Origin of the sequence: Bacillus sp. Leaf49, assembly GCF_001426125.1 — a bacterium.
GTDB lineage: Bacteria > Bacillota > Bacilli > Bacillales > Bacillaceae > Bacillus > Bacillus altitudinis.
Map to the genome: position 1 here is coordinate 39360 of NZ_LMRK01000002.1, position 25215 is coordinate 64574.

The window sequence follows — 25215 nt, forward strand, 5'->3', positions numbered from 1 at the left end:
GATAGACTTTTTTATTTCGAATATAGATCCCAGCCAAGCTTGAGTGTGTCGACAATATAATTGGCGACTTCTTCAGCTTCTAGATGATCTGTTTCCACTCTTGAGTTATGAAGGGAATAAATTTCCCGGCGCTCTTCAAACAGTTCTTTCATCTCGTCAAGCGTGCGGTTATGAAGAACAGGACGGTTTTCAATTAAAATATCCAGCCGCTGTTTCCAATTCTCCCAAGATAGGTCAAGGAAAAGAACCGTACAATGCTTTAAGCAAGATCGTTTGATTTCTTCCTGTTTAAACGCACCGCCTCCAAGAGACACGATCTTTAGCTGAGTATGTTCACATAAATCGACGATATAGTCCTTTTCAGCCTGTCTGAAGAAATCTTCTCCTTTTTGCTGAAACATTTCTGGAATCGTCATGTTGTACTTTTTCTCAATCTCCTGATCAACATCAATAAAATCTCTATATAACTTTTTGGCAACCAGCTGCCCAATGGTTGTTTTCCCAACGCCCATAAAGCCAATGAGGACAATATTTCGCTGTCTCACAGGAATCTCTCTATTGTTTTTCATGTTCGTGACACGTCCTCCTTACGACAAGGAATGCTACATAATGTTTCTATTATATGATAAATGGACTGAGAAAAGATAGGCATTCTTAAAAATTGTGTTTGACGACGTAACCGAGCTGTTCGGAGAGCTTCTCGGCATGCTCTTTCACTTTTTGCTGCAATTGAGGGATGACATCTTCAGTAAATCGTTGGGTCGGTCCAGAGATGGATAAACATGCCTGCACTTCCCCATGAATGTTAAAGATCGGTGCCGCCACTGCCGCCGATCCGACTTCCCGTTCATCAATACTGCAAGCGGTATGCGTTTCAAGAATATGACGACATTCTTTTTGCCATTCCTCCATCGTCATGTGATCAGCCTCAGATGCGAAAACTTGCTGTTGAAACTCTTCGCTTTGGAAAGCAAGCAGCACCTTTCCACCAGCACCCGCGTATAACGGCAGCTTCTCACCGATTTTCACAAGATGCCGAATCGATTGCAGCCCTTCGGCTTGTTCAATACATACCCTGCTTTTGTGATCCAGCACATACAGGTTGACGGTTTCCTTTGTTTCATCACGAAGTGTGTACATGAGCGGTTTTGCCAGTTCCCTCAATTTGATGGACTTCCCAGCAATATAACCGAGAAGATAAAGTCTTTGACCGAGCCGGTACTTCATTGTCTCTTGGTTCTTTTCCACAAAATGATTCATTTCAAGTGCCTTGAGCAGTCTCGTTGTGGTAGACATTGCTAAGTTCATCTCTTTTGAAATGTCCGTTAGCGTCAGCTCTTGACGTTCTTCGCTAAAGCAAGAAAGAATATCCAAAGCGCGCTGAACGGTACGCAATCCTGATTCTTCTTTTGACTTCTTATCAGCCATGTTCACTTTCTCCTTTTCCCCTTTGATTTCTTATCGACATGATTAACCAATTTTGCTATAATCCATTTTAAATGTTCCATTAAAAGAAAACAAATTCCACTGTACGGAATAAAACCGATAGATGTTTTGATGGAGGAGATATCATGATCTACCTGTTCATTTTCACACTTCTTATTAGCTTATACATCGTTCATCAACTATTCCCTGCTCCCATTCTCTCCTATTTGGTTGGTCTGCTGGCGGCTGCTTCGCTCACCATTTCCTTTAAGAAGGCCAATGGGCTTTATTTGAAAACGGGTGCTATGTTTCTCTTGATTGGATTGGTGTTATTTTTCTGGTCAGAACAGCCTTTGCATACGCTTTTTCTTCATTTTCATTCCATGCTAGGCTTGCTTTCTTTATTTTTCATGTTGCCATTTATTCATTCTCTCATACATGTTGGACATTTCGATACTCAATTAAATAAACTGCTTACCTTACATACAACGAGTACAAATCAGCTTTATCGCAAGAGTTCATTTGTCACTCATGTTCTTGGCATGTTTTTAAATATCGCAACGATTCCCTTATTATATACATCCTTGAAACCGTCGCTGAACGCCCTTCAGGAACAAGTCAAACAGCACCTTTATACGCGCAATCTTTTAAGGTCATATGCGCTATGTCTTAGCTGGAGTCCTGTCGAAGTACTGGTGAGTGTCACCATTGATGCAACCAAATTGAAATATTATCAGATTGCACCCGTTACCTTTTGTTTAATGGTGCTTGTGCTGTTGACGGATTGGTTGCTTTTTTCTCGTCAAAGCAAACGATTGCCGCATATTATCCAGCCGGCGGAAGCTCACTCCAACCCTCATCGCATCAAGAGAAAAACCATTCAGCTTGCTTTCATGCTGCTCAGTTTTATGACAGTCGTTTCGCTTGTTGACGCCTGGATTGGGAAAGGTTATCTGTTCGCTGTTGTGCTGACGATTATTCCTTTCGCTCTATTATTCTCGTCTATCATCAAAAAACGAAAACAATATGTAGCCGTCTCTATTCCCCATTGGAAAGAACGGACCCGCCAGCTCTCCAATTATATGTGTCTATTTTTAAGCGCGGGCTTCTTTGTCGATATGCTGCTTGTCACAAACAGCCTGCAGCCGATTCAAGCATTTATCGTCAGTATATCAGATCATGCCATTTGGGTTTATGGGGTCATCGGGCTGTATTTTCTCATCACCGCTCTTTGCGGTTTTCACCCGCTCGTTTCGCTTGCTCTCTTAGTGAGCTTGATGGCACCTGTCATTCATGAACTGCCTACCCTTCCCATCGCAATCATGCTCATTATCGCTGGAACCTCAACGGTCATGTTTAGCCCATATAATGTATCTGTCTCCCTATTAGCCGATTTGATGAAGGTCAACCCTTACCGAATCACTCGATGGAATATCTGGTTTGCTGGTTTTTATATCAGCATGGGGATCGCATGTGCAACGATCATCACCGTCATCTTTTATTCATAGAAAAAGAGAACCCAATGAGTTCTCTTTTAAGATAGTTGACAAAGGGCTAAAATGAACTTTATTTTAGCCCTTTGTCTTTTTTTCAGCGCGATAGAAAACCTTTGCAGTGGAAGGACGAGTACCGGTGCGGAGCGAATTTGACATTCGTGAGCACCGGCACACAGGACTGACACCGAATGCGAGGGTTTGTCTACACGCTGAAAGAGAACCCAATGAGTTCTCTTTTTCTTACTCTCTATTATTTTAATTGAATCCGTTCAATCTTACCTACAATAAAGATATACGACAACGCTCCGCCTAATGCCACTAGGCTGACGAATAAAATACCGCCGTTGTAAGAGCCTGTCGCCGATACAATGAATCCGATGATCAGCGGGGTGATGATGCCGGATAAGTTAGCAAAAAAGTTGAATACGCCGCCAGCCAGCCCTACCATTTCTCTTGGTGCCACCTCAGACAGCATGGTCCAGGAGATATTAGAAAGTCCTTGCGCAAAGGATGCGATGGATAAAATAGTCAGCACAAGCGGGATATTCGTTGTAAAATTCGCTAAAACAATGGTACTTGTCAGAAGCAGACCGACCACAACCGGCAGCTTTCTCGCTACATTGACCGATACACCCTTTTTAAGTAACCAGTCAGACACATAGCCTCCAAACAGCACTCCAAAGAATGCAGCGATGTATGGCAGGGATGCCGCAAAACCCACTTTGAGAAAGGCCATATTTTTCGCCTCTGCTAAATAGGTCGGAAACCATGTTAAAAAGAAAAAGAGGGTAGACGCAACAGAAAATTGACCAATATAGAGTCCAATCAATTTACGATATTTCAAAAGTGCGGCAAAGTCTGCCCATTTCAGTTTCTCCTGTGATGCCACAGTCAGTCCTTCGCCTTGACGGATCAATTCTAACTCATCTTCATTGATCTTTGGATGCTCTTTCGGTTCGTGATAATACTTGTACCAAAAGAAAGCAAATATAATACCGAGCGCACCTGCAGTGATAAAGACGGTTCTCCAATCGAAAGTTGTCATGATCCAAAAAAGAAGAGGTGTCGCAAATGCAAGCCCCACATACTCTCCAGCGGTATAAACCCCTGTTGCAAATGCGCGTTCCCGCCTTGGAAACCATGTGGTCACAATGCGATTATTCGCAGGAAATGCAGGAGATTCTGTAATTCCGATAAACAATCGGCAGCCAAATAAGAAGGCAAAGCTGTTCGCAAACGCCTGTAAACCGGTGAAAATAGACCAAGTCACAAGTGATATTCCATACGTTACCTTTGATCCAAACTTATCAAGAATAAAGCCGCCTGGGATCTGCATGGCTGTATAGGTCCAGCTAAATGCTGAAAAGATGAGGCCTAATAAGGCAGGGTTTAATTGCAATGAAGACTGAATCGCAGGTGCAACAATGGATACACTGGCTCGATCAATATAGTTAATAGCGGTAATAAAAAACAACAGAATCAAGATGCCGAAACGAGCTTTTGTTGGTTTCGCATAAGCAGGCCGCAAGTCGTTCCCCTTCAGTTCTGAATGCACTTTCATAACCATCCTCCTTTGTTTCCGCAACGTGCGGATCGGTTGAGTGTCTTAAATGACCCCTTTTTCTTCTAACTGTTTACACTCTTCTTCTGTAAAGCCAAGCATTTTCGTTAAAATGTCATAATTATGTTCACCTAAATCAGGCGCAATATGGCGAATACGACCGGGGGTTTTTTCAAACTTCGGAATGATTCCAGGCACCTTCACTTTTCCAAGACGCGGATGATGCACCTCGACAATATTTTCTCGTGCTTTAAATTGCGGATGCTCAAAGATATCCCGAATGCTTAGAATTGGACTCACAGGCACACCATGTGTATCTAGAATGTCTAGGACGTCATCTCTTGTTTTGGACGCAATCCACTGCGAGACGATCGCATCCATTTCATCGTTATGCTTTAGCCTGGCTGCATTCACAGAGAATTTCTCGTTCTCTAGTAAATCTAAGCGATTCATCGCCTCTGCCAATCGATTAAAGGTCGAATCTGTACTCGTCACAAGAACCAAATAATGCCCATCCTTTGTCTCATAGGTACCGGCAGGGCTTGAATGACCGCTTAACCCTGGTGAACGCTCACGCACCTTCCCTAGCTTGTCATATTCTGCAACCAAAAATTCTAACATGCGGAACACAGATTCATAGAGAGCCAAATCCACCATTTGCCCTGTTCCTTCTGGATGTGTGTCACGGTAATACATCGCTGTCACAGTGGCAAACGCCACATAGATTCCTGCGATATAATCCGTAAGGGAAAAGGACGGGCTGACTGGATGCCGATCTGGAAACCCTTGAATATATGTAAAGCCGCTAAATGCCGTCGCAGGTGTACCAAACCCCGCCTTGTCCTTAAATGGACCGGTTTGCCCATAACCCGAAACTCGAATCATAATTAAACGAGGGTTGATTTCTTTTAATACATCGTACCCAACGTCCCATTTTTCAAGTGTGCCCGGACGAAAATTTTCAATGATCACATCAACCTGCGCTGCAAGCTTTTTAAAAATGTCTTTTGCTTCTTCTTTGTGTAAATCGAGTGTAAGAGATTTCTTATTCCTTGAAAGCCCTGACCATCTCAAAGGTTCACCATCTGCAAAAGGGCCAACATGCCGCAGTGTATCCCCTTTTCCAGGAATCTCGACTTTAATGACCTCTGCACCGAAATCTCCTAGAAGCACCGCGCCGTATGGTGCAGCAATCATCGTTGAAACATCTAATATTTTGATTCCTTCAAGTGGTGTATTCTTATTCATTGCTTGACTCCCTTTCGTTCAATTGATAAAGGGCTAAAATGCTTTCTATTTTAGCCCCTTTTCTTCTTTCTCTCGTGCAAGGTTTCTTTAGTCCTTCGGCAGCTGCCCTTGCGGTGTATAGAGCCAAATCAGCCATAAAGGTTCGTCCCCTGTGTTCACATGCTGATGCGAGACACCGTCTGGAATAAACATAAAGTCATTTTGTTTAAATGATTGTCTTTCTCCATCGCAAATGACTTCGCCAGACCCTTTAATCACATAATCAAATTCCTCTGAACCCGGGTGATTGTGTACTGAGCTTGCTTCTCCCGGCTCAAAAATAGTGAGACCTGCCATCATATGCTCTGATCCAACGGTATCTGGTGTGATCGTTTGAAACACCTTCCTAATCATGTTCTCTTCTGGATGATCTAAACCTAACCATAATGGATGACCGTCTTGAAATGGATTTAATACTTTAATTTTCATTGTTGATTCCTCCCTAGTCATGTTTAGTTCACACTGACATGTGAACGTTTTGTATTTGGTGAATAAATATCATTAATGTTCCAATGTCCATCAGTAGGCACAGGATCATTTTTCATCGCTACATCAATGACACATGGCTCCTGAGAAGCGATTGCTTCAGCCAAAGCTTCTTTGAATTCAGAAGCAGCCGTAATTTTGATCCCCTTCATCCCATAACCTCTTGCAATGGCTGCAAAATCAGGCGAATAGCTTTCTCCATCTTTTCTAAAAACAGTGCCGTAAGTCGTTTCATAGTGTGCCATTTGCAAGCCGGCGATCGTCCCAAACGCACTATTGTTCATCACAATCCACACGACAGGAATGTTTTCTTCCATGGCTGTTGCGAGAACAGATGGATTTTGACCGAAACCGCCGTCCCCAACAAGTGATACAACGACACGGTCAGGTTGGGCAATCTTTGCTCCAAGTGCAGCAGGAGCGCCAAATCCCATCGTCGCAAAACCACCTGGGGTTAAAATAGTGCCTGGCGTGTATACAGGAAATTGCTGTCCGACCCCATTTTTATTCCAGCCAACATCGGTTGTAATGAAGGCATCTGGCGGCAATACTTCGCGCACTTCCTGCAAAATACGTTGTGGTTTCATTGGGAAAGACTCGTCTTGAATATTCGTCAAATTGCTCTTCTGAAATTCCTCACGATATGCCGCAATGTCCTTTTTCAATTGAGGGCGATCCAGACCTTCTGGCAGCCTTTCTTTCGCCACACGATTGAGTACAGTCAACGCCTGCTTGAGATCTGCTACCGCTCCAATTTCAACAGGATAGTTCCGGCCAATTTCATTCGGATCAATGTCAATATGAATGAGCTTGGTTGATTGGAAATTGAACGTATACTCCGATTCCCACGAACTCGCATCTGCTTCAGCAAAACGGGTGCCTAATGCCAATATATAATCCGCTTCTTTACACTGATCATTGATAAATTTCGTTCCCCAAAATCCTGTCATGCCAAGGGTCATTGGATGATCATCCGGCATCGCCCCTTTCCCCATCAGAGAATGGGCAACAGGGATGCTCAAATGGTCAGAAAATGCCTTTAACTCTTCTGCTGCATCGGCTAGTAAAATGCCTCCCCCTACATATAAGAGCGGTTTGTCTGCCTGCAGCAATCGATCTAATATCCGATTCGCTGTTTGATCATCAATAGATGGTTTTTCAACGGTGTGTGTATGATGAGCGATTTGTTCAAATAACGACACATCTAAGTCTTTTGAGAACACATCCATCGGAACTGAAATCAGGACTGGCCCAGGGCGGCCGCTTTCAGCTAACTGAAACGCTTTTGATAAAATTTCTGGAAATAATTCTGGAATGTCGACTCGCCATGCTCTTTTTACAAATGGGCGATAAATTTCGTATTGAGAAGCATCGGAATGAAGATTGATTTCTTGGTGTGGGTGCTTTCCGTAGTAATGACTTGGAACATCTCCTGCAATGACAACCATTGGAATGGAATCGAGTGCGGCATTCGCTACGCCTGTTGCCGCATTGGTGAGTCCAGGACCTAAGTGACTGAGCACAACAGCCGTCTGTTTTTTCGCTCGTGCATAACCGTCTGCTGCATGTGCCGCTATCTGTTCATGTCTAACATTCACAAATTGAATACGGCTTTTTTCTAGCGCTGATAAAAAAGCAATATTCGTATGACCGCACAGACCGAAGATATGCTCAACTCCTCGATTTTCTAAATACTGAATGACCTGTGTAGATATATTCTTCTTCATGTTTCTCTCCTCTCACGGTGCAGCTATGAATCTGCTACTCACTGATTCTTTGAAAACACAATCGATAGAACGGCATTCAAATCCTGTATCGCAACTTGTCCAGGTGCCGAGCTTTCTTTCCCTACAGCAAAGGTCATGACAGACCCAAAGAGTCCACCTACCATTCTTGTGAAGGCACCATATTCCCCCATCGCCATCGAAATAACAGGGATGGACAGATGCTTTTTCGCCTTGCCTGTCGCAGAGAGCAGTGTCAGTGCATCCTCATAGGAATGCGGCATGACGGCGATCTTTGCAATGTCGGCACCGACCGATTCTGCATTGGTGAATAGCTCCACAAGCCGATCCGCCTCCGGGGTACGCTGGAAATCGTGGTACGACACAATCAAGATGACCCCGTTTCTCTTAGCCGCCTGACTGACTTGCTGGATATGCGAGACATCATGCATTAATTCAAAATCAACGGCAGCCACAAGCTGAGTGGCACAAAGCTCGACAAGCAGGGAAACCTTTTCATCCTCTGAGAGTGAGATGCGTTCGCCGCCCTCTTTTTCAGAACGAATGGTGAATAAAAATGGGATGTTATCTGCCTTTTCGATCATCCCTTTCAGGGTGGCGATGACTTGTTCCTTGTCATTGAGGTGATTGAAAAAATCCGCTCGCCACTCTATCACATCAGGCTTCTTCTCAGCTAACACCTCAACTTCAAGAAACAATTCTTCCTTTGTTTGTCCAATGAGCGGCGTACAAATCATCGGCTGACCGCCTGTCTGCGCACTCTTTACCTTTTGCTGAAAGTCATTCACGTCCATCTGCCCCCTTTATAGCCCATTTGGCAGCACAACCATTTTGGTTTCGGTCATCTCCTCGATGGCGAAACGTGGGCCTTCCCTTCCAATACCGCTTCGTTTAATCCCGCCATATGGCCAGTGATCTAGTCTGAAATTCGATGTCCCATTGATGACTACGCCGCCAGTTTCAAGCTCTTTTGCTGCGTGTAACGCAACATCTAGCTGATTCGTAAAGACACCTGCCTGCAAACCATATCGACTATCGTTTGCTTCTTTGATTGCCTCATCCAGCTCCTCATATGGGAGAATGCTGACAACTGGACCGAACACTTCTTCACAGACGACCTTGGCTTGTTTTGGCGGGTTTAGCAAAATAGCCGGTGTGATGCTTGCGCCATTTCGTTGTCCTCCAGATAGAAGCTCGGCACCCATTTTCTCTGCCTCTTGTATCCAAGCCTCCACACGTTTTGCTGCCTGTACATCAACCATACAGCCGATATCACTTTCACTAGACAGCGGATCTCCAACGACGAGCTGTTCTACTTTTTGTTTAAGTGTCTCAGTAAATGTCGACATAATTTGCTTGTGAACATAAATTCTTTGAACAGAAATACAGCTTTGACCAGAGTTGCTAAAGCCCGTTTTGGCACAAAGAGATGCGGCTTGCTCGATATCTGCATCATGATGAACAATCGTCGCTCCATTTCCTCCGAGTTCCAGCAGTACCTTTTTTAATCCAGCAGAGTTTGAAATATGTTCTCCTCCCACCGCACCGCCAGTAAAAGAAACAAGATTGGTTCTTTCATCAGTGACTAACTGTCTGCCGGCGTCTACTCCTCCAATCACAAGCTGCAGGCTCTTTTCAGGAAACCCTGCTTCAAGCAGGAGCTTAACAAACGCTGTGGCAACAGCTGATGTTTGCGGTGCTGGTTTTAAAATAATGGCATTCCCTGCCGCAAAAGCTGGACCGATTTTGTGACAAATTAAGTTGAGAGGCGCATTAAAAGGCGTAATCGCCAGCACAACCCCAACCGGCACTTTAAATGTCATCGCCATTGCTCTCTGTCCACGGGAAGATACATTGCCAGGAATGGTCTCACCGATTAGTCGATTGGCTTCTTCGGCTGACTGCGCCAGCGTTTCAATTGATCGTGAGACTTCATCTCTTGTATTTTTAAGCGGTTTGCCTAATTCTAAAGAAATGAGTTTTGCAAAATGCTCTTTTTGTTCTTCCAATAAGACGGCTGCCTTTGTTAGAAGCGTTGAGCGTTCTAATGCTGATATTGCCGCTATTTGTTTTTTAGCTTGCTGCGCAATAGAAAGCGCCTGTTCTATATCTTCTGAGGAGGCAAGATAGGATGTACCGATCATTTCCCCAGAGTATGGATTGATAATGTCTTCTTTGACATGGTTTGCATCCAGCCATTCGCCGTTTATATATGACAACGCTTTCAATTCACTCAAATTCTCTCACCCTCCTTCAAGTGACGCGTCCCGACTCCCGCATAACGAACAAGTCTTTCTTCATTCGGACAAGGACCTTTCACTAGGGCACCTTTTGTCAGCTCTTCATATGCATGCGCCACGATGCCCATTCCTCTCGATAAGGAAAAGATGCCTTTTGCCGCTTCAGCTGGAATGTTTAATTCACATTGGATCGCAGCAGATACACCATCTATGTTCATCGTGATTTTTTTCCCTTTTAATTGTTCAAGTTCATGTCTAATCGCCTCAGCTAACCGTAAGTACGTTCCGCTGATATCACCTTGCTGCACATATGTTTGACTCAGCTCATACAGCCGTCTCACTCTCGGATCATCATCATGCAGCTGATGTCCGATTCCCGGAATTTTTTCCTTGCGAGCTAACCATGTCTGACATACTTGCTTTGCAGCAGACTTGATATCCTTGTGTTCATCGTAGCCTGCTTTGGCTTCGTATAACATACGCATCGCCTTTTCACCAGCTCCGCCATGAATATCACCTAATAGATTCACCCCTGTTGCAACAGAAGAATTAAACGAAATGCCGCACGTAACCGCCATTCTTGCCGCTGCAATAGACGGTGCTCTTGGCCCATGATCCGCACCTGCGACCAGAACACTTTCAAAAAGAGCTGCCTTCGAATCATCTAGTAATTCACCAACAAGCAGTAAATAAAGCATTTGTGGATACGATAATTGACCAATAAGCTCTTCAATTGGATAGCCCCGAAGTTCAATTGAATTTTTTTGAATATGACTAATCTCAGTCTCCCACCAAGCGCCTCCTTCTTTGTATATTTCCAGTGCACTTCGATTTTTCATCGTGTGAATCATTCCTTTAGCCTCTTATTTGGAGATGAACGACTCCTTTTATTCCGTCTAGTGGAATTCAATTTCACTTTTTGGAATGTGTTTTCATTGTAAGCGCATTCGTTTTTATCGTCAATCATTTTTTCTGAAAATACTGTCTTTTGATGAGAAATTAAGTGAATCGAACTAATTATTTCACCACTTATTCTTCTATTTACCCTTTATTTAGTCAAACATACTTATGTAGATCGTTCTACTAATTAATGAACCATTTTCGATTCATTCTGTCAAATTCAGCTGAAATTTGATATAAAAAAACCTCTCCATCTTCTGGAGAGGTCACTTATTTTATTTCCACCAGTCATCGAACATGGAAGCGGGTACTTGGCGTTTATGCTCTGATTGAACATAGCGCTTTTCAATCGCTTCTACTGCTTGTTCTGACACGGGCTTACCTTCTAAGTAATCATCAATTTCATTGTACGTAATACCAAGTTCTGTTTCATCCGTTTGCTGAGGCTTGTCATCCAGCAGATCGGCTGTCGGTTTCTTTAAGTATAATCGCTCCGGAGCCTGAAGAGTCTCTAGCAACAACCGTCCTTGGCGTTTCGTTAAACCTGTGAGCGGAAGGACATCTGCGCCGCCATCGCCATACTTCGTGAAAAAGCCCGTCACAGCTTCAGCTGCATGATCCGTTCCAATGACAAGTAAGCCTTCCTGTCCACCGACGGCATACTGTGCGATCATTCTCATGCGTGCTTTGACGTTCCCTTTATTAAAATCAGACAGCGCACCGCCTGTTTCCTTTTGATATTGTTCACTGAATGCCGTCACGGCAGGCGCGATATCATATTTCCAAGACTTGTCCGGCTGAATAAATGATAGCGCCAGCTGCGCATCGTCTTCATCTTGCTGCGTGCCATGCGGAAGACGGACTGCAAAAAAGACAGCATCCTCTTTTCCTTCTTGACGAAGCTCACTTACAGCGAGCTGAGCGAGACGGCCGGCAAGCGTTGAATCCTGTCCGCCGCTAATACCGAGAACGAATCCTTTTGCACCGGTCTTTTTCAAGTAAGCCTTTAGAAATCCAACCCGTTTTTCGATCTCCTGCTTTGGGTCAATTGAGGGCTGCACATGCAACTCTTGGCTGATTTTTTTCTGCAAACTCATACACTTTTCCTCCTAAGCATCCTCTACATGAAGAGAACAGGTTTTACTTCCATTTCAATTGATTTACCTACGATTTTAGCCACTTTATTATATCATGTTTTGAAAAAAGATATTTTTTAGACGTTCCCCTTTTTCATAAATGATCAAACATTCACAAACGAAATAGACCAAATCTCTTTGACTGGTCTTTCCTTTTCAATCAATCTCCACCCGGATGGATGTACAGCTTGAGCCATTGCATTTTCCAATGTCGGCAGGACATGCAGACACCGCGACAATGAGGTCCATTTCTGCACGCAGGCGGATGTAATCACCGGAGAGCGATTTTGGCAGCTCGACAGACAACTTTCCTTTGTCATCAATGACTGTATTCATAAAGACATTAAAAGGATAATACATATCCTCTTTTGGAATCCCGAATGGCTCAAAGGCCGTCCTGAGATTATCGTAGCATGTATGCATGACCTCTAGGTGCGTACGCCCATATAAGAGTTGATACATTTCTTGCCGGCACGCAGGCATATATAAATCATGACATTCGACTGTATCTTCAATGACCGTAAACATTGGTTTATATAAATTAGAATAAAGCTGATCTCCCTTTTTCACCTTGGAAGAGAACAGGCTGTCCATTGTAGCGCCTTGATCAAATTTTTCATAAAAATCCTTTTCATGATAGGCCATCACATCTGCTACTTGCTGCCCTTCGACATCAACCACTCGCATACATTGTCCTTTTCCTAACCGAAAACCAAGCCCATCCTTTGGTAAAATCACGTATTCTCCGTTCATCACATGCACTCCTTTCCATGTTGACAGTATGCCCAAAACGTCCTCTTGATCATGTATAAAAAAAAGAGGGGGTCACAAGCTAATGCTATTGAATCAGAAAGGTGTTGCACATGCATTGAAAGAAGAACAATCTTTATCTTGGTGGCAGCTTTCTCTTATCGGAGTCGGCTGTACAATCGGCACTGGTTTCTTCCTTGGTTCCAGCATCGCCATTACAAAGTCCGGTTACTCCGTCTGCATTTCATTTTTGCTTGCGGCAGTCGGCACATATCTCGTCTTTAAACACCTGGCTGCGATGACAGCCGAAAACCCAGATAAAGGATCATTTTGTTCCTATGCCCGAAAAGCCTATGGGCGCTGGGCGGGATTTAGTAATGGCTGGGTGTATTGGTTTTCAGAAATGCTCATCACAGGGAGTCAGCTGACGGCGATTTCTCTTTTTACTCGTCACTGGTTTCCATCCATTCCACTTTGGGTATTTTCAGCGATTTATTCCGCTCTTGCCCTGCTTGTGATTATCATTGGGCTTTCTTCTTTTCAAAAGACGGAAAATGTCCTTGCCGTGCTGAAGACCGGGGCGATCCTATTGTTTGTCGTCCTTGCCGTTCTTGTTTTATGCGGCATTCTCACAGAGCATAGGCCCACCCTCCACCTGCCAAATAAAGACCATGAATGGATGCCGCTCGGCCCACTCGGTCTATGGAATGGACTGATTTATGCGTTTTATGCTTTCGGGGGGATTGAAGTCATGGGGCTGATGGCGGTTCATTTAAAAGACCCGAAGGACGCCGCAAAATCTGGACGTGTGATGCTGATCATTCTTGCTGTCATTTATATCGTCTCCATCGGACTTGCGCTTTTGCTGGTGCCAGTGACAGCCTTTAACGAGAATAGCAGTCCATTTATTACATCACTGGAGCCATTTCATTTATCCATTTTTCTTCATATCTTTAATGGCATTTTCATTATTGCCGGGTTTTCCACATTGGTTGCCTCCCTCTATGCGGTCACAACACTGCTCGGCACGATGTCGGAGCATCAGGATGCACCTGCTTGTTTTAAACAAAAAGAACCATCTCATGTCAGATGGTCTTCAATTCTTTTAACTGCTGCAGGGTTGATTGTCTCCATTTTGCTGGCACTCTTTTTGTCCAAACACATTTACGAGCATCTCACAACAGCAGCCGGCTTAACCCTTTTGTACACATGGGTGTTTATTCTGCTTTCGAGCAAAAAGCTGTCAAAGCCATCCACTCGCCAAACGTGCGAAATGGTTCTTGCCCTGATCTTAATTGGTGCAGCTGTTTCAGGCACTCTGACAGAGGCAAGCGGACGACCCGGCTTTTTTATAAGCCTTGGGATCATCGCCGTGATTGGCATCATGGTACTCTTTATGAGAAAAAAGTGGAAACAGGATCAGGCCGCATCATAATTTCATCATGTTTTTTAAAGCAGTAAATGGACATTTGGCGGAGGCTGGTTTCTCCGCCTCATCATCTGAGAGAAAATATTGTTTCCATTCATGATTTGTTGGATCACCGTACCATTTTAACGATGGATGGACGTCAACTTGATCATATGCTTTGAGCCGCTTGCGAACGAGCTGGCTCATTTTTTGTCCAAACTTGGTCGATCCATTCAATTTTTCGAACACCCATCTGGGCTGAAATGCCATCATGACATATGGAAAGTGGCGGCTCTTTCTGAGCTTATGAGCTGGTGTTGAACACAGAATAAAATAAGCCTCGCCATGAAAACAGTACTCCCATTCATGGTGATGAGGGTCCAGTGGAACCTCTTCAGGCCATGGCACTGCATCTTTTTGATGTAACCGTTGAAGCAATGACCAGAACTGCTGCTCAAATTCTTCAATCGGGCTTTCCTTTAAATCCTGCGGAGTTTCAAAAAAGCAGATAAATGAAGCGTATTGACCAGTTTGTTTAGCGCAGCCTTGATATTCTTTTAGCAGCTCTGCTAACTCATTCACTGCCCCGTCTCCCCGCAGATCACCGACAAATCCATAGCGTAAATGATCGAGAAAAAATCCTTGTCTGCCTGGTACACACGGAAATGTATCTGCCTCATCACCGACCATCTCTCCAAACTGTGTGAAAGCATCCTGCTTCCATTCTTCGAGTGATCGTAGATTTTGATCAAGGCAACTTTTTGCATACAGCTGGGCCATTTTCTTCCACCTCGTTTTAGCGTCTTCTCCATAGCCTATGAGGAGGAAAAAGCTGTGGTGACTGTCCTTCAACGACTTTCACTGGACATTCACAAGGTGATTGATTTGCCGGATGAAGCAGGAATTCACTTCCATTTATCTAATCATGTATGAGTATGCTTCTGCATATCATCATTTAGCCGCCTCTATCTAATAGAGTTGGTCATTATAAAAGAAATGGGTGAATGACATGCGTCTTCTTTTTCTCCATCCGATGTATCTGATCTTATTTACACTACCAGTGATGGCTTTCCTTTGGGGATTTGTTGGTTATCTGCTATTTAAACGGATATGGCCTGTCCTCATATTAACGTCCGTGATTTCGATGATTTTCATCTTCGCTTATACTGGATTTGACCTTAGCAATCTATATTGGGTCCTTCTGATGACGGCTCTTGCTTTTGTATCAAGCGGACTCTCGAAGGTCATACACGTTCATGTTCAAGAGAAAAAACGGGAAAAGCCTTTATGATTGTTTCTTCTTTAAAAAGACGGAATCAAGCAGCCAATAAATAAAGGCCGCGCAAAAGCTAAATAGATAAACTTTGTAGCTAATAAAGACGACAACACCATAATCAATCCATAATGCGAGCGCCGTACAAACCACCCACGCCCCGATAAAATAAACCAATAAATCACGGCGTCGAAACTTCTCAGGATGACGGTGTAAAACCATTTGGATAGGTGCAGCAAATAGGACATAAGCGATCAAAATGAAAAGACTGGTGACCTCCACATAACTGAATCTGGATTCAGGTGGGGCAAACAACATGGTATAAACAAATGTCGCTGTGATCACAGACAAAATCAGCATACACACATAGTTGAATGCTGGCAGGAACATACGCATGGCAAAAACTCCTTCAATTTTATGTATCTTCCATCATTATTGAAGAGTGTCCTATTTCTGTCAAATATGAAAAAGGGCTAAAATGATTTAGATTTTAGCCCTTTTTCTTATCAACCATTCTATCCAATGAGCGCCATGATCCCTTGATATCCAAAATAGGCACCGAAGCCAAGTAAAGAGAGACCTGCCAGAACGGATAAGCCGTGCAACATTCGTTCATTTAAATACCGTCTAAACGTACTGGCGAGCAGCGCCATACAGAAATCCCATAAGAGCATGCCGATGAAAATAGCGATGCTGTACATCAGCATTTGAGATGCTCCATACTTTTCAATCGTATTGGCCAAAATACTTCCATAAATTCCAAGCCAAAATAAAATACTAAGCGGATTGGAAAGAGAAATAAAAAATCCCGTCATGAACGAATGCCCGATCGACGTGTTGCCTCCATCCTTCTTTGGACTTTCCTGCAAATTGATTTTACGAAGGCTTTCAATACCGGTATAGGTCAGAACGAAAAAGCCGAACAGCCACAAAAAGGTTTTCACAAGAGGTGCAGTTAAAAGTTGGGCGACACCAAAATAGATGAGGAGCATATAGACAATATCCGCAGCCATAGCCCCCACACCAAAAATCCAAGCGTGCCAAAATCCACTTTTAATCCCTCTGTCGATTTGGGCTGCATTGACTGGCCCAACAGGCGCTGAAAGTGACAACCCTAAAAAGATATAACCAAAAAACACCGCCACATAGACGTCCTCCTTTTGATGCTGACTTGTACATGTTATTCACGCTTTCGTTGTTTTAGTACAAGTCCTTCGTCACCTTTTCTGAAGATATGCTATACAAAAGGAGGAGCCACCAGATCAGCTGTTTATCGATCGGCTTTCATCGCCGGCGGCTGTGTGGGTATGGTTTCTTTTTTCCGAGATCGATTCATTTGAATGGCAGCCGCAAAAAGGAGAACAGCTAAAAAGGCGAAAACAAAGACGGCGCTTGCCGCACCTGCCCACTCAAGGCTAAACCCAATCAAAAAGGACAAACAAGCTCCACCTAAACTAGCGGCGGCAATAAAATAACTCGTGGCCTCGTCGATGGCATTTTCAATCATTAATGCAGATGCCGTCAAGGCAATGGGGAACATGCCAGCTGCGCACAGACCGATGAAAAAGATAAGAATTAGCTGCGCGGCGATGTGGGTGGCTAGAGCAAATATGGCGAGCAGCACAATCATCAGCGCTGCACTTAGTTTTAAAAAACGCAGCGGATGCAGCTGATCGGCTTTTCTCGCAATGACAGTTCTGCCAATGACGATCGCTGTCCAAAAAGTAGAGACCGCAAAAAGACCCCAGTTGTCTCCCCCTTTTTCCAGCATGATCGATGGTAAAAAGTTCGCAAAGTTCGTTTCAATTCCTGCGTAGAAAAACGCAAAACAGATCATCAGCACCACAATCATTCGATTCCCTCGATCAAACAGCAAGGACGGTTTCTTCATGTCTTGAATTGGAGCCGCCATCTGCCCACGAGGGAGTTTATTCATAAAGGTAAGCCAGAGCATGAGAAAAAAAGTCAGTGCACCGACTTGAAATAAAAACACATAATGCCACGTTTCCTCTGTCACAGTCAGCAGAATCAATAGAGGAAATAATAGCGCACCTAATCCAAAAAAGACCTCCATGATGCTGATTCGCTTTGCACTGTTTGCCATTGAAATGACATACGCCCCGGCCGTCGTCTCAAGACTGCCTGCACCGCTCCCAAGGAAAAAACCTGCCACCACAAGAATCGTCCAGCCCGGCACTAAAAGGCCAAGAAGAAGCGCTCCGATCATCAGCAGCAATCCCATCGTCAGGACAGCGCCGTAGCCTTTTTTCCTCACAAGAATGGGCGACAAAAGAACGCCTGTCAAAAAGCCAATAAACTGAAAGAAGATTAAAGAAGATAATTCCCCAGGACCCTTATCATAACTAGACAGCAAATAAGGCGTTAAACTGCCAAAAAACACATGAATGGTCCCAATAAAAAAATAAAAGATACAGCCAAAATAAAACACCTTTTTCATCTTTTCACTTCCTCTAAAAAGGAGCGGAGTCATGATATCCTCCGCTCCACCTCTTCATTAATATGCGCGGGCAGAGACGGCAGCCTCTTCCCTCTCGAAGCACGTATTCAGCGCAGCCTGCGCGCGATAACCATCTTCAAAATCAGCTACCTTCATATGAGATGGATATGAGTTTGTATTTACCCAATGCATCAGCTGATCACGAAATGTATCAGACCATCCATAAAATTCATTTGGTGGATCTGTCAGCAATGTTTGCGGCATTTGATGACGCTCTACACACAAGCCATCACTGATCTCATATTCATTTTTCATGTTTGTATGGTATTTAAAAACCTTGTCATGCCCCACCACTTCTACACTAAATCCACATTCCTCCGGCTGCGTACTTTTGGACGTCACCAAATGAAAGAACACTTGATTCTCCATTTGCCCAAAAATTTCGGTATGGTCATCAACCTGTACCTTTTTCTCTTCTTTTTCCTTTACATGTGTCAGCATCTTCGTATTAAGGGAGTCTTTTTTCATTTCACTGCCAAATAAGTACCACAGCATATCAATCAAATGAATCCCTAAATCTCCTAATGCACCGCTTGTACGCAGACTTTCACCGCTGTCTCTCCACGAAAATGTCTTTCTTCTAAGGGCACTATTTTTCTTAAAATGTGTCCGTACTGTCAAAACGCGTCCTAATTCACCATTGGCGATCAAGTTCTTCAAAATATTCACAAAGGATAAATAGCGATAGTTAAAACCCATACTGGCTTGAACCTGGAACTGTTTGGCTGTCTCCACCATTTCCTTCGCTTCTTTTAACGATACAGCCATCGGTTTTTCGCATAAAATCGGCTGTCCCGCTCTAAGTGCCTGAAGGGCATGGTCCTTGTGACAGAAGTTAGGGGAAGTAATGATCAATCCATCTGATGCATCCGCTAGTGTTTCGATACTGGCATACACCCGTCCGCCGTACTGTTTAATAAATCCTTGTGCGACGGATTCGTGCAAATCATAGACCCCAGATAATTCTGCACCTTTGATCGTTGATAATGCTCTAGCATGTGCTTTTGCAATATTCCCTGCTCCAACAATTCCAATTTTCTTCATGAATGTGCCTCCTCATGTTTATACATCACTGTTTTCAATGTTTCATAGATTCCTTTTGCATACCCATGATGACAAATTTGATGATGGTGCCGTTTGGCTTCGGCTGTTGCATTTTGGACAAGAAAGCCGTGCGTGACGGATTGAAGCATCCGCAGATCATTCCCACTATCACCAAAAGCAAAACCCTTATCTTTTGACAGGTTATATTGATTCAGCATAAACCGAACGATTTCATCCTTTCCTGTTCCAACTGGTAAAAAATCAACGTCATAGCAATCCGCCGGGTCTCCCGCAAGCGGGTTGCATTTGTTGATGTTCACCGCCACACCCCGCTCCTTCGCAAGTGTTTGGATGAACGATAGATGATGAAGGTCTGTTCGTTCATCCTGCTCCTGATAATAGAAATTCTTTTTATACCCAGAGCTGCCTAGCTGCGTTTGCGGCCTAAGGGTGATCCCCTTTTCACGTACGGCTTGCAGAATATCTTCAATTTTTTCGTCCGAAAAGCCCTGTGCATCAAGCCGTTTCATCCATTCTGCATCCGGCTGTCCAAATTTCCCATCTGATGTATACACAATTTCAGTTCCTAAATTCGACGCAATGAAATGCGGGAATTGATAGAAACCGCCTTTCTCCATTTTGCTCGTAACAGAATCGAGGCTGCTTCCCGTCACCCAGCCCAGCATGAGCTGTCCGGCTTCGCTCTTTTCTGCCACAAAAGCTTCCAGCCGTTTTACATCCTCTCTCTGCTCCTCGGTCATTCCGTGAGAATAATAGGTCTCATCGAAATCACAGAAGACGATCCACTGCGGATGTTGCGGTTGATGCACAAGCTTTTTATTGAATGGAAGATTTGATAACATGATGGACCCCCTCGATGACTTTCTCCTGATCTTGCAGCGGCATACCTGGGTAAAGCGGCAAATGGAGTAATTGCTGTACGGCTTTTTCCGTATGTGGTAGTGCCGTTTGTTTATACTTTTGAGAAACAAGATTCGTTTGATGCTGATGCGATAAGATTGGGTAATAGACGTCTGTTTCTATGCCCATTTCCAGTAATTTCTCTGCCAGCTCATCTCGGCTTCCCTTCACCACTCTGATCGGGAATAGATGCCATACATGATCGTCTGTCAGCTTCGGAAGCTTTATGTAGCCTTCGTCTTCCAGCGTTTGCAGCTGATCTATGTATCTCTTTGCCAAGTAAAAGCGTTTAAAGTTTTGTAAACCTAAATATTTCATTCGTTCTAGCCCGATTGCGGCCTGTAAGTTATCAATCTTGGAATTAAAGCCATAGTCACTGCGCTTCACGTTTTTCTTTCCTGGTTCAAAACCGTGATAGCTGATTTCCATGCATTTTTCGGCTAAGGCTTCATCATTTGTCGCGATGGCTCCTGCCTTTCCGCAAACTCCAAGGTTTTTGTAAGGATTAAAGCTGAGAACAAGCCCATCCCCAAATGCCCCAAGCCCGCTGCTGCCAATCGCCTGACAGCCATCCTCAATGATCGATAGACCATGCCGTTTCGCAATCGTCGAAATGGCCTTCATATCCGCTTGCTTTCCATACAAATGAACCGGGAGAATACATACTGTCTTATCTGTGATATGCTTTTCTATTTCATTCGGCGCTAGGCAGTAGGTGTCTGGATCAATATCGGCATAGACTGGAACCGCACCAATCGCAAGCACTGCATTTTCTGTTGCAGCAAAGCTGTTGGCAGGTAGGATGACCTCATCTCCAGGATGGACGCCTGCTGATATTAAACTGATCATCAAGGCATCTGTTCCACTTGATGTGGCAATGACATATTTTTTCCCTAAGTACGCTGCGAGCGTCTTTTCAAACTTTGGAATATAAGGGCCTGATGTAAAACGGCCTGAACTTAATACTTTTTTCAGCACCTGCATAATATCATCGATCTCATCCTCTGAAATCAGTTTATCGACCGGCAGGAACGGTATCTTTTTTTCCTTATTTTGTTTATAATGGAAGAGAATTTTTTCCAAACCCGTACGCGCAATATCTTGCTCAAAGAACGCAGCAAGCTTATCATTCGCTAGATTCTTTTCAACTGAATCAGCCTTTACTTGAACACCTTGATTGATCATATCCAGCAACGGTAGATAATCCTTGCTTTTACCTGATATCTTCGTCAATATTTGCATTCCATTCCCTCCAATTAATCAATTCCATTTGTTAATATTTAACTTGTTTCACATTGTAAATGATGTTATCGATTTCAGAACAATAACTTTGTGTAAAGGATTTGTTAATATGTGTACAATTTATGAAATTGCCAAACGCTGCGGGGTTTCAACGACCACTGTTTCTCGGGTGCTGAACAACCATCCATATGTATCCGAAGAAAAGCGCCAGCACATTTTACAGGTGATGAAGGAAATGGAGTATACACCAAGCTCAGCAGCCCGCACCCTTCGGTCACATCAGACAAAAACCATTGCTGTGTCTGTTCCAGCTGTGGACCATCCTTTTTTTGCACAATTGATTAAAGGCATTTCAAAGGAAGCACTGGATCAAGGGTATAAAGCCATCGTGCTTCAGACGTTTTATCAAGAATCAGTAGAACTTGAAGGGCTTCAATTATTAAAAAGAAAAGAAGTAGATGGTGTCATATTGGGGGCGTTAGAAAATAAGTGGGAAACAATCGAGCCATTTTTAGCAAACGGCCCGATCGTCATGGCAAATGAATTTCATCAAACAGCAGACATTCCGATTATCGGATATGATGAGCGGGAAGCTGCCTATAAAGCGGTTGACTACTTGATTCAATCAGGGCGTACATCCATTGGATTTTGCTTTGATACAGAAAGCAGTGAAGCGCAAAAACAAAGAAAGCAAGGCTATCTTGATGCGCTTTCTGATCACGGTTTGCCGCTTAAAGAAGATTGGCTGTTCGGCGAGGCTTTTACCATTGAAGACGGATTTCGTTTAATGGACTTAATCCACCGGATGCCGGATGCGCCGGATGCGATTTTCACCGGCAATGATCAAGTGGCAGCAGGCCTCATTAAACAAGCCATTTCATATGGATATCACATTCCTAAAGATGTAGCGGTGATCGGTTATGACAATCAAGACATTTGCGAAGTGACAGCTCCAACGATCACGACCATCGACATCCCCATCGTCGAGCTTGGCCAGCAGTCTGTCAAACAAATGATTCAGCTGTTGCAAGATCAAAAACCATTACAACGTGAACATATTCAGCTACCTACTCGGCTTGTCACACGAGAATCTACATAAAAAAAGACTGAGAAATCTCTCAGTCTTCCATTTTTCAATCACTATATAAATTGAGCAAGAATGAATGTCCATATACATACGATGCCGAGCAAAATGAAGCTGTACTTCACTGTTTTTTGGAAGAGCTCAGATTCTTTACCTGTTTCTCCAACAGCTGCTGTTGCAATGGCAATGGATTGTGGAGAAATTAATTTCGCCATCACACCACCGGTCGTATTTGCCCCGATTAACAAACCTGCCTGAGAGCCGATTTGAGAAGCGGTGACTGCTTGAAGGTTACCGAATAAGGCATTGTTACTCACAACAGATCCCGTAATAAACACGCCGATCCAGCCAAGCACTGGGCTGACAAGCGGGAATAAATCGCCTGTTTTAGCAAGCGCTAGTCCGATAGCAGAACTTAGGCCTGCAAAGTTCGCCAAGTTGGCAAAGCCCATGACAAAACAAATCGTAAGAACAGGAACCCAAAGCTCTTTGACCGCTGCATTCAAGCAGGCAGACCCTTCTTTTAATGTAATATGTCTGCTGAACAATCCTGTCAGCATCACTGCAATTAGAATGGCGGTACCTGTTGCACTAATAACATCAATTTTAAAAATCGCATCAATCGGTGTTTCTGTTTGAGCAATTGGCGGTAATTTCACAATTTGCTGATGCAGAAACGGCATTTTCACTAAAATGGTTGTCCAATTAAGCGGGCCTCCCTCAGCAAATAATGCTTTAAAAGCTGGTAGGCTCCATACAGTAATGACGGCAGTTAAAATATAAAACGGAGACCAAGCCTTCAGCACCTCAACCCCGCTATACGTTTGTTTTTTCTCAATGGCTGGTGCCCCTTCTTCACGATAAATATGTTTCGGCTGCCATTTTCGAAGAAATAAAGCCAAAATTCCCATACTCGCTAAAGCTGAAATAATATTGGCAAGCTCAGGACCCATCGTGACCATTGTAACAGCCTGCAGAATCGCATAGCTTCCACTCACAACAAGCAAGGCTGGTAGTGTTTCTTTGATTCCCTTAAAGCCGTCTACAATGAGAATCAGCAGAAATGGGATACAGAAAGAAATAAACGGAATGGTGTACACAAGGGTTTGAGACAGCTCAAGCGGCGTCATATTCCCCATTTGTGCTCCAGTAATAACTGGGATACCTACTGCACCAAAAGCGCCAGACGCAGCATTTGCAATCAAGCAGAGCATGGCGGCTTTTAGTGGTTTAAACCCAAGCTCTGTTAAAAGAGCGGCACTAATCGCAATCGGTACACCGAATCCAGCGGCTCCCTCTAAAAATGCGTTAAAACTAAAACCAATTAATAAGAGCTGTAACCGTTGATCTTGAGAAATTCCTGCAATACTAGAACGAATGACATCAAACTTTCCAGACTTCACAGCAATTTTATAGAGCCACACGGCCATGATGACGATATATCCAATCGGCCACAGCCCATTAGATACACCGAGCACCACAGCAGATAATGCTTTTTCAATTGGCATATGAAAGAAGAAAACAGCTGTTACAAAACTGACGATCAAGGTAAAACAAGCGGCTAATACCCCTTTTAACTTAAATACAGTCAATGCAAGTAGGAAAAACAAGATTGGAAGCATGGCCACCAATGCACTGACGAACTCATTACCAAACGGATCATATATTTGCTGCCACATAGTGATTCATCCTTTTCTGCTCAGATAGGTTGCCTTTGATTGATTAAAAATGAGGAGCTAAAATTTCTTTTAACACATTCACACTATGTGCGAATTTTTCTTTTTCTGTGTCGTTCAGTGCGAGCTCCATCACTTCTGTTGCACCATTTCGGTTCACGAGGGCAGGTACACCAATGTAGACATCTTCTGCTCCGTATTCCCCATCTAAATAAGTGCTGACAGTCAAAATACTGTTTTCATTGTGTAAAATGGCTCTAGTAATACGGGCTAAACTCATCGCTACGCCGTAATAAGTCGCTCCTTTTTTCTCAATGATTTGGTAAGCAGCATGACGGACATTCTCCATGATGTCGTCTAAATCTTCTTGTTTGTATTGGTCATTTCTCTTCATTAATTCTGTGATCGGTACACTTCCGATATTCGCATGGCTCCAAACAGCAAGCTCTGTATCTCCATGCTCTCCAATGATGTACGCATGCACATTGTGCGCCGCTGCTTCAAAGTACTCACTAAGCATGTATCTGAATCTTGCCGTATCAAGCGTTGTTCCACTACCAATCACTCGTTCTTTTGGCAGTCCGCTGAATTTCCAAGTCGCATATGTCAAAATATCAACTGGGTTCGTAGCAACTAAGAAAATACCATCGAATCCGCTTTTCATCACATTGTCTACAATGCCTTTAAATATATTTAAATTTTTCTCAACAAGATCAAGTCTCGTTTCACCTGGCTTTTGGTTTGCACCAGCGCAGATACATACAATGTCAGCATCCTGACAATCCTCATAATCTCCATACCAAGTATTCACAGGATGCGGGGCGAATGCTTTCCCGTGGTTTAAATCCATGACGTCACCCATTGCTTTATCTTGATTCAAATCGATGACTACCAATTCATCTGTGATTGCTTGATTTATTAATGTAAAGGCATAACTGCTGCCGACAAAACCTGCTCCAATAAGTGCTACTTTGTTTACTTTTTCGTTTGTCATTTATCTCATCCTCCTGAGTAAAACTAGGT

The 25215-nt window shown here is 43.6% G+C and carries 23 protein-coding genes; 3 read left to right on the forward strand and 20 right to left on the reverse strand.

The annotated features are described in order from the left end of the window. Nucleotides 1-11 precede the first annotated feature (11 nt). Nucleotides 12-569, reverse strand: a complete 558-nt coding sequence (locus ASG46_RS02875; RefSeq protein WP_025206715.1) for a shikimate kinase — start codon at nucleotides 567-569, stop codon at nucleotides 12-14. 85 nt (nucleotides 570-654) lie between these two features. Beyond that, entirely contained in the window at nucleotides 655-1428 is a 774-nt protein-coding gene (locus ASG46_RS02880; RefSeq protein ID WP_017366579.1) for an IclR family transcriptional regulator, read from the reverse strand. 143 nt (nucleotides 1429-1571) lie between these two features. Between ASG46_RS02880 and ASG46_RS02885 the strand changes: the two genes are divergently transcribed. After that, nucleotides 1572-2933, forward strand: a complete 1362-nt coding sequence (locus tag ASG46_RS02885) for a hypothetical protein (protein WP_056703025.1) — start codon at nucleotides 1572-1574, stop codon at nucleotides 2931-2933. 238 nt (nucleotides 2934-3171) lie between these two features. On the opposite strand, the gene ASG46_RS02890 is transcribed toward ASG46_RS02885, so the two are convergent. From ASG46_RS02890 to ASG46_RS02930, 9 genes are all read right to left on the reverse strand, one after another. Beyond that, on the reverse strand, nucleotides 3172-4482 hold the full coding sequence (locus ASG46_RS02890; RefSeq protein WP_025206713.1) for an MFS transporter: 1311 nt from the start codon (nucleotides 4480-4482) through the stop codon (nucleotides 3172-3174). Between the two features lie 45 nt (nucleotides 4483-4527). Next, on the reverse strand, nucleotides 4528-5730 hold the full coding sequence (locus ASG46_RS02895; protein ID WP_017366576.1) for a CaiB/BaiF CoA transferase family protein: 1203 nt from the start codon (nucleotides 5728-5730) through the stop codon (nucleotides 4528-4530). An 87-nt stretch (nucleotides 5731-5817) separates the two neighbouring features. Beyond that, the gene (locus ASG46_RS02900; protein ID WP_024718975.1) at nucleotides 5818-6198 is read right to left on the reverse strand and encodes a cupin domain-containing protein; all 381 of its coding nucleotides are present in this window, start codon (nucleotides 6196-6198) and stop codon (nucleotides 5818-5820) included. 23 nt (nucleotides 6199-6221) lie between these two features. Then, nucleotides 6222-7982, reverse strand: a complete 1761-nt coding sequence (locus ASG46_RS02905) for a thiamine pyrophosphate-binding protein (RefSeq protein WP_056703027.1) — start codon at nucleotides 7980-7982, stop codon at nucleotides 6222-6224. A gap of 38 nt (nucleotides 7983-8020) precedes the next feature. Continuing rightward, nucleotides 8021-8794, reverse strand: coding sequence for a type I 3-dehydroquinate dehydratase (gene aroD, locus ASG46_RS02910; protein WP_056703031.1), 774 nt, complete (start codon nucleotides 8792-8794; stop codon nucleotides 8021-8023). Between the two features lie 9 nt (nucleotides 8795-8803). Continuing rightward, entirely contained in the window at nucleotides 8804-10237 is a 1434-nt protein-coding gene (locus tag ASG46_RS02915; RefSeq protein ID WP_056703032.1) for an aldehyde dehydrogenase family protein, read from the reverse strand. Next, nucleotides 10234-11091: a citryl-CoA lyase gene (locus tag ASG46_RS02920; protein WP_082515452.1), complete on the reverse strand. Its 858-nt coding sequence runs from the start codon at nucleotides 11089-11091 to the stop codon at nucleotides 10234-10236. The genes ASG46_RS02915 and ASG46_RS02920 overlap by 4 nt, the downstream gene beginning before the upstream one ends. 324 nt (nucleotides 11092-11415) lie before the next feature. Next, complete coding sequence (gene nadE / locus ASG46_RS02925; protein WP_056703034.1) at nucleotides 11416-12237, reverse strand: ammonia-dependent NAD(+) synthetase; 822 nt, start codon at nucleotides 12235-12237, stop codon at nucleotides 11416-11418. 195 nt (nucleotides 12238-12432) lie between these two features. Next, nucleotides 12433-13029, reverse strand: coding sequence for a DUF1989 domain-containing protein (locus ASG46_RS02930; protein WP_008342104.1), 597 nt, complete (start codon nucleotides 13027-13029; stop codon nucleotides 12433-12435). Nucleotides 13030-13111: 82 nt separating this feature from the next. Here ASG46_RS02930 and ASG46_RS02935 point away from each other — a divergent pair, with 82 nt between their 5' ends. Beyond that, nucleotides 13112-14461: an amino acid permease gene (locus ASG46_RS02935; RefSeq protein ID WP_007498290.1), complete on the forward strand. Its 1350-nt coding sequence runs from the start codon at nucleotides 13112-13114 to the stop codon at nucleotides 14459-14461. Here the strand turns inward: ASG46_RS02935 and ASG46_RS02940 are convergent. The 7 genes from ASG46_RS02940 to ASG46_RS02975 form a co-directional block, all read right to left on the reverse strand. Continuing rightward, nucleotides 14456-15214, reverse strand: a complete 759-nt coding sequence (locus ASG46_RS02940) for a YqcI/YcgG family protein (protein WP_039166353.1) — start codon at nucleotides 15212-15214, stop codon at nucleotides 14456-14458. The two genes, ASG46_RS02935 and ASG46_RS02940, sit on opposite strands and share 6 nt — an antisense overlap. A gap of 505 nt (nucleotides 15215-15719) precedes the next feature. Then, the gene (locus ASG46_RS02950; RefSeq protein ID WP_045034612.1) at nucleotides 15720-16103 is read right to left on the reverse strand and encodes a UPF0715 family protein; all 384 of its coding nucleotides are present in this window, start codon (nucleotides 16101-16103) and stop codon (nucleotides 15720-15722) included. Nucleotides 16104-16222: 119 nt separating this feature from the next. Further along, the gene (locus ASG46_RS02955) at nucleotides 16223-16852 is read right to left on the reverse strand and encodes a LysE family translocator (RefSeq protein WP_039166356.1); all 630 of its coding nucleotides are present in this window, start codon (nucleotides 16850-16852) and stop codon (nucleotides 16223-16225) included. Nucleotides 16853-16977: 125 nt separating this feature from the next. After that, complete coding sequence (locus ASG46_RS02960; RefSeq protein WP_056703037.1) at nucleotides 16978-18165, reverse strand: MFS transporter; 1188 nt, start codon at nucleotides 18163-18165, stop codon at nucleotides 16978-16980. A 57-nt stretch (nucleotides 18166-18222) separates the two neighbouring features. After that, nucleotides 18223-19269: a Gfo/Idh/MocA family protein gene (locus ASG46_RS02965; protein ID WP_056703041.1), complete on the reverse strand. Its 1047-nt coding sequence runs from the start codon at nucleotides 19267-19269 to the stop codon at nucleotides 18223-18225. Next, nucleotides 19266-20132 carry an HAD-IIB family hydrolase gene (locus ASG46_RS02970; protein ID WP_024718989.1) on the reverse strand — a complete coding sequence of 289 codons (867 nt, stop codon included), beginning with the start codon at nucleotides 20130-20132 and terminating at the stop codon, nucleotides 19266-19268. Before ASG46_RS02970 ends, ASG46_RS02965 begins: the two co-directional genes overlap by 4 nt. Continuing rightward, nucleotides 20107-21432 carry a DegT/DnrJ/EryC1/StrS family aminotransferase gene (locus tag ASG46_RS02975; RefSeq protein WP_056703045.1) on the reverse strand — a complete coding sequence of 442 codons (1326 nt, stop codon included), beginning with the start codon at nucleotides 21430-21432 and terminating at the stop codon, nucleotides 20107-20109. Before ASG46_RS02975 ends, ASG46_RS02970 begins: the two co-directional genes overlap by 26 nt. A 109-nt stretch (nucleotides 21433-21541) precedes the next feature. Between ASG46_RS02975 and ASG46_RS02980 the strand changes: the two genes are divergently transcribed. Beyond that, entirely contained in the window at nucleotides 21542-22531 is a 990-nt protein-coding gene (locus ASG46_RS02980) for a LacI family DNA-binding transcriptional regulator (protein ID WP_017366563.1), read from the forward strand. 41 nt (nucleotides 22532-22572) lie between these two features. Here the strand turns inward: ASG46_RS02980 and ASG46_RS02985 are convergent, their stop codons facing one another. Then, entirely contained in the window at nucleotides 22573-24195 is a 1623-nt protein-coding gene (locus tag ASG46_RS02985; protein ID WP_056703048.1) for an L-lactate permease, read from the reverse strand. Between the two features lie 43 nt (nucleotides 24196-24238). Next, on the reverse strand, nucleotides 24239-25186 hold the full coding sequence (locus ASG46_RS02990) for an L-lactate dehydrogenase (RefSeq protein ID WP_007498309.1): 948 nt from the start codon (nucleotides 25184-25186) through the stop codon (nucleotides 24239-24241). Nucleotides 25187-25215: the final 29 nt, after the last annotated feature.

Coding starts and splice junctions, on each gene's coding strand:
- ASG46_RS02875 (WP_025206715.1), bottom strand. CDS start 569: ATGAAAAACAATAGAGAGATTCCTGTGAGACAGCGAAATATTGTCCTC.
- ASG46_RS02880 (WP_017366579.1), bottom strand. CDS start 1,428: ATGGCTGATAAGAAGTCAAAAGAAGAATCAGGATTGCGTACCGTTCAG.
- ASG46_RS02885 (WP_056703025.1), top strand. CDS start 1,572: ATGATCTACCTGTTCATTTTCACACTTCTTATTAGCTTATACATCGTT.
- ASG46_RS02890 (WP_025206713.1), bottom strand. CDS start 4,482: ATGAAAGTGCATTCAGAACTGAAGGGGAACGACTTGCGGCCTGCTTAT.
- ASG46_RS02895 (WP_017366576.1), bottom strand. CDS start 5,730: ATGAATAAGAATACACCACTTGAAGGAATCAAAATATTAGATGTTTCA.
- ASG46_RS02900 (WP_024718975.1), bottom strand. CDS start 6,198: ATGAAAATTAAAGTATTAAATCCATTTCAAGACGGTCATCCATTATGG.
- ASG46_RS02905 (WP_056703027.1), bottom strand. CDS start 7,982: ATGAAGAAGAATATATCTACACAGGTCATTCAGTATTTAGAAAATCGA.
- aroD (WP_056703031.1), bottom strand. CDS start 8,794: ATGGACGTGAATGACTTTCAGCAAAAGGTAAAGAGTGCGCAGACAGGC.
- ASG46_RS02920 (WP_082515452.1), bottom strand. CDS start 11,091: ATGATTCACACGATGAAAAATCGAAGTGCACTGGAAATATACAAAGAA.
- nadE (WP_056703034.1), bottom strand. CDS start 12,237: ATGAGTTTGCAGAAAAAAATCAGCCAAGAGTTGCATGTGCAGCCCTCA.
- ASG46_RS02930 (WP_008342104.1), bottom strand. CDS start 13,029: ATGAACGGAGAATACGTGATTTTACCAAAGGATGGGCTTGGTTTTCGG.
- ASG46_RS02935 (WP_007498290.1), top strand. CDS start 13,112: ATGCTATTGAATCAGAAAGGTGTTGCACATGCATTGAAAGAAGAACAA.
- ASG46_RS02940 (WP_039166353.1), bottom strand. CDS start 15,214: ATGGCCCAGCTGTATGCAAAAAGTTGCCTTGATCAAAATCTACGATCA.
- ASG46_RS02950 (WP_045034612.1), bottom strand. CDS start 16,103: ATGCGTATGTTCCTGCCAGCATTCAACTATGTGTGTATGCTGATTTTG.
- ASG46_RS02960 (WP_056703037.1), bottom strand. CDS start 18,165: ATGAAAAAGGTGTTTTATTTTGGCTGTATCTTTTATTTTTTTATTGGG.
- ASG46_RS02965 (WP_056703041.1), bottom strand. CDS start 19,269: ATGAAGAAAATTGGAATTGTTGGAGCAGGGAATATTGCAAAAGCACAT.
- ASG46_RS02970 (WP_024718989.1), bottom strand. CDS start 20,132: ATGTTATCAAATCTTCCATTCAATAAAAAGCTTGTGCATCAACCGCAA.
- ASG46_RS02975 (WP_056703045.1), bottom strand. CDS start 21,432: ATGCAAATATTGACGAAGATATCAGGTAAAAGCAAGGATTATCTACCG.
- ASG46_RS02980 (WP_017366563.1), top strand. CDS start 21,542: ATGTGTACAATTTATGAAATTGCCAAACGCTGCGGGGTTTCAACGACC.
- ASG46_RS02985 (WP_056703048.1), bottom strand. CDS start 24,195: ATGTGGCAGCAAATATATGATCCGTTTGGTAATGAGTTCGTCAGTGCA.
- ASG46_RS02990 (WP_007498309.1), bottom strand. CDS start 25,186: ATGACAAACGAAAAAGTAAACAAAGTAGCACTTATTGGAGCAGGTTTT.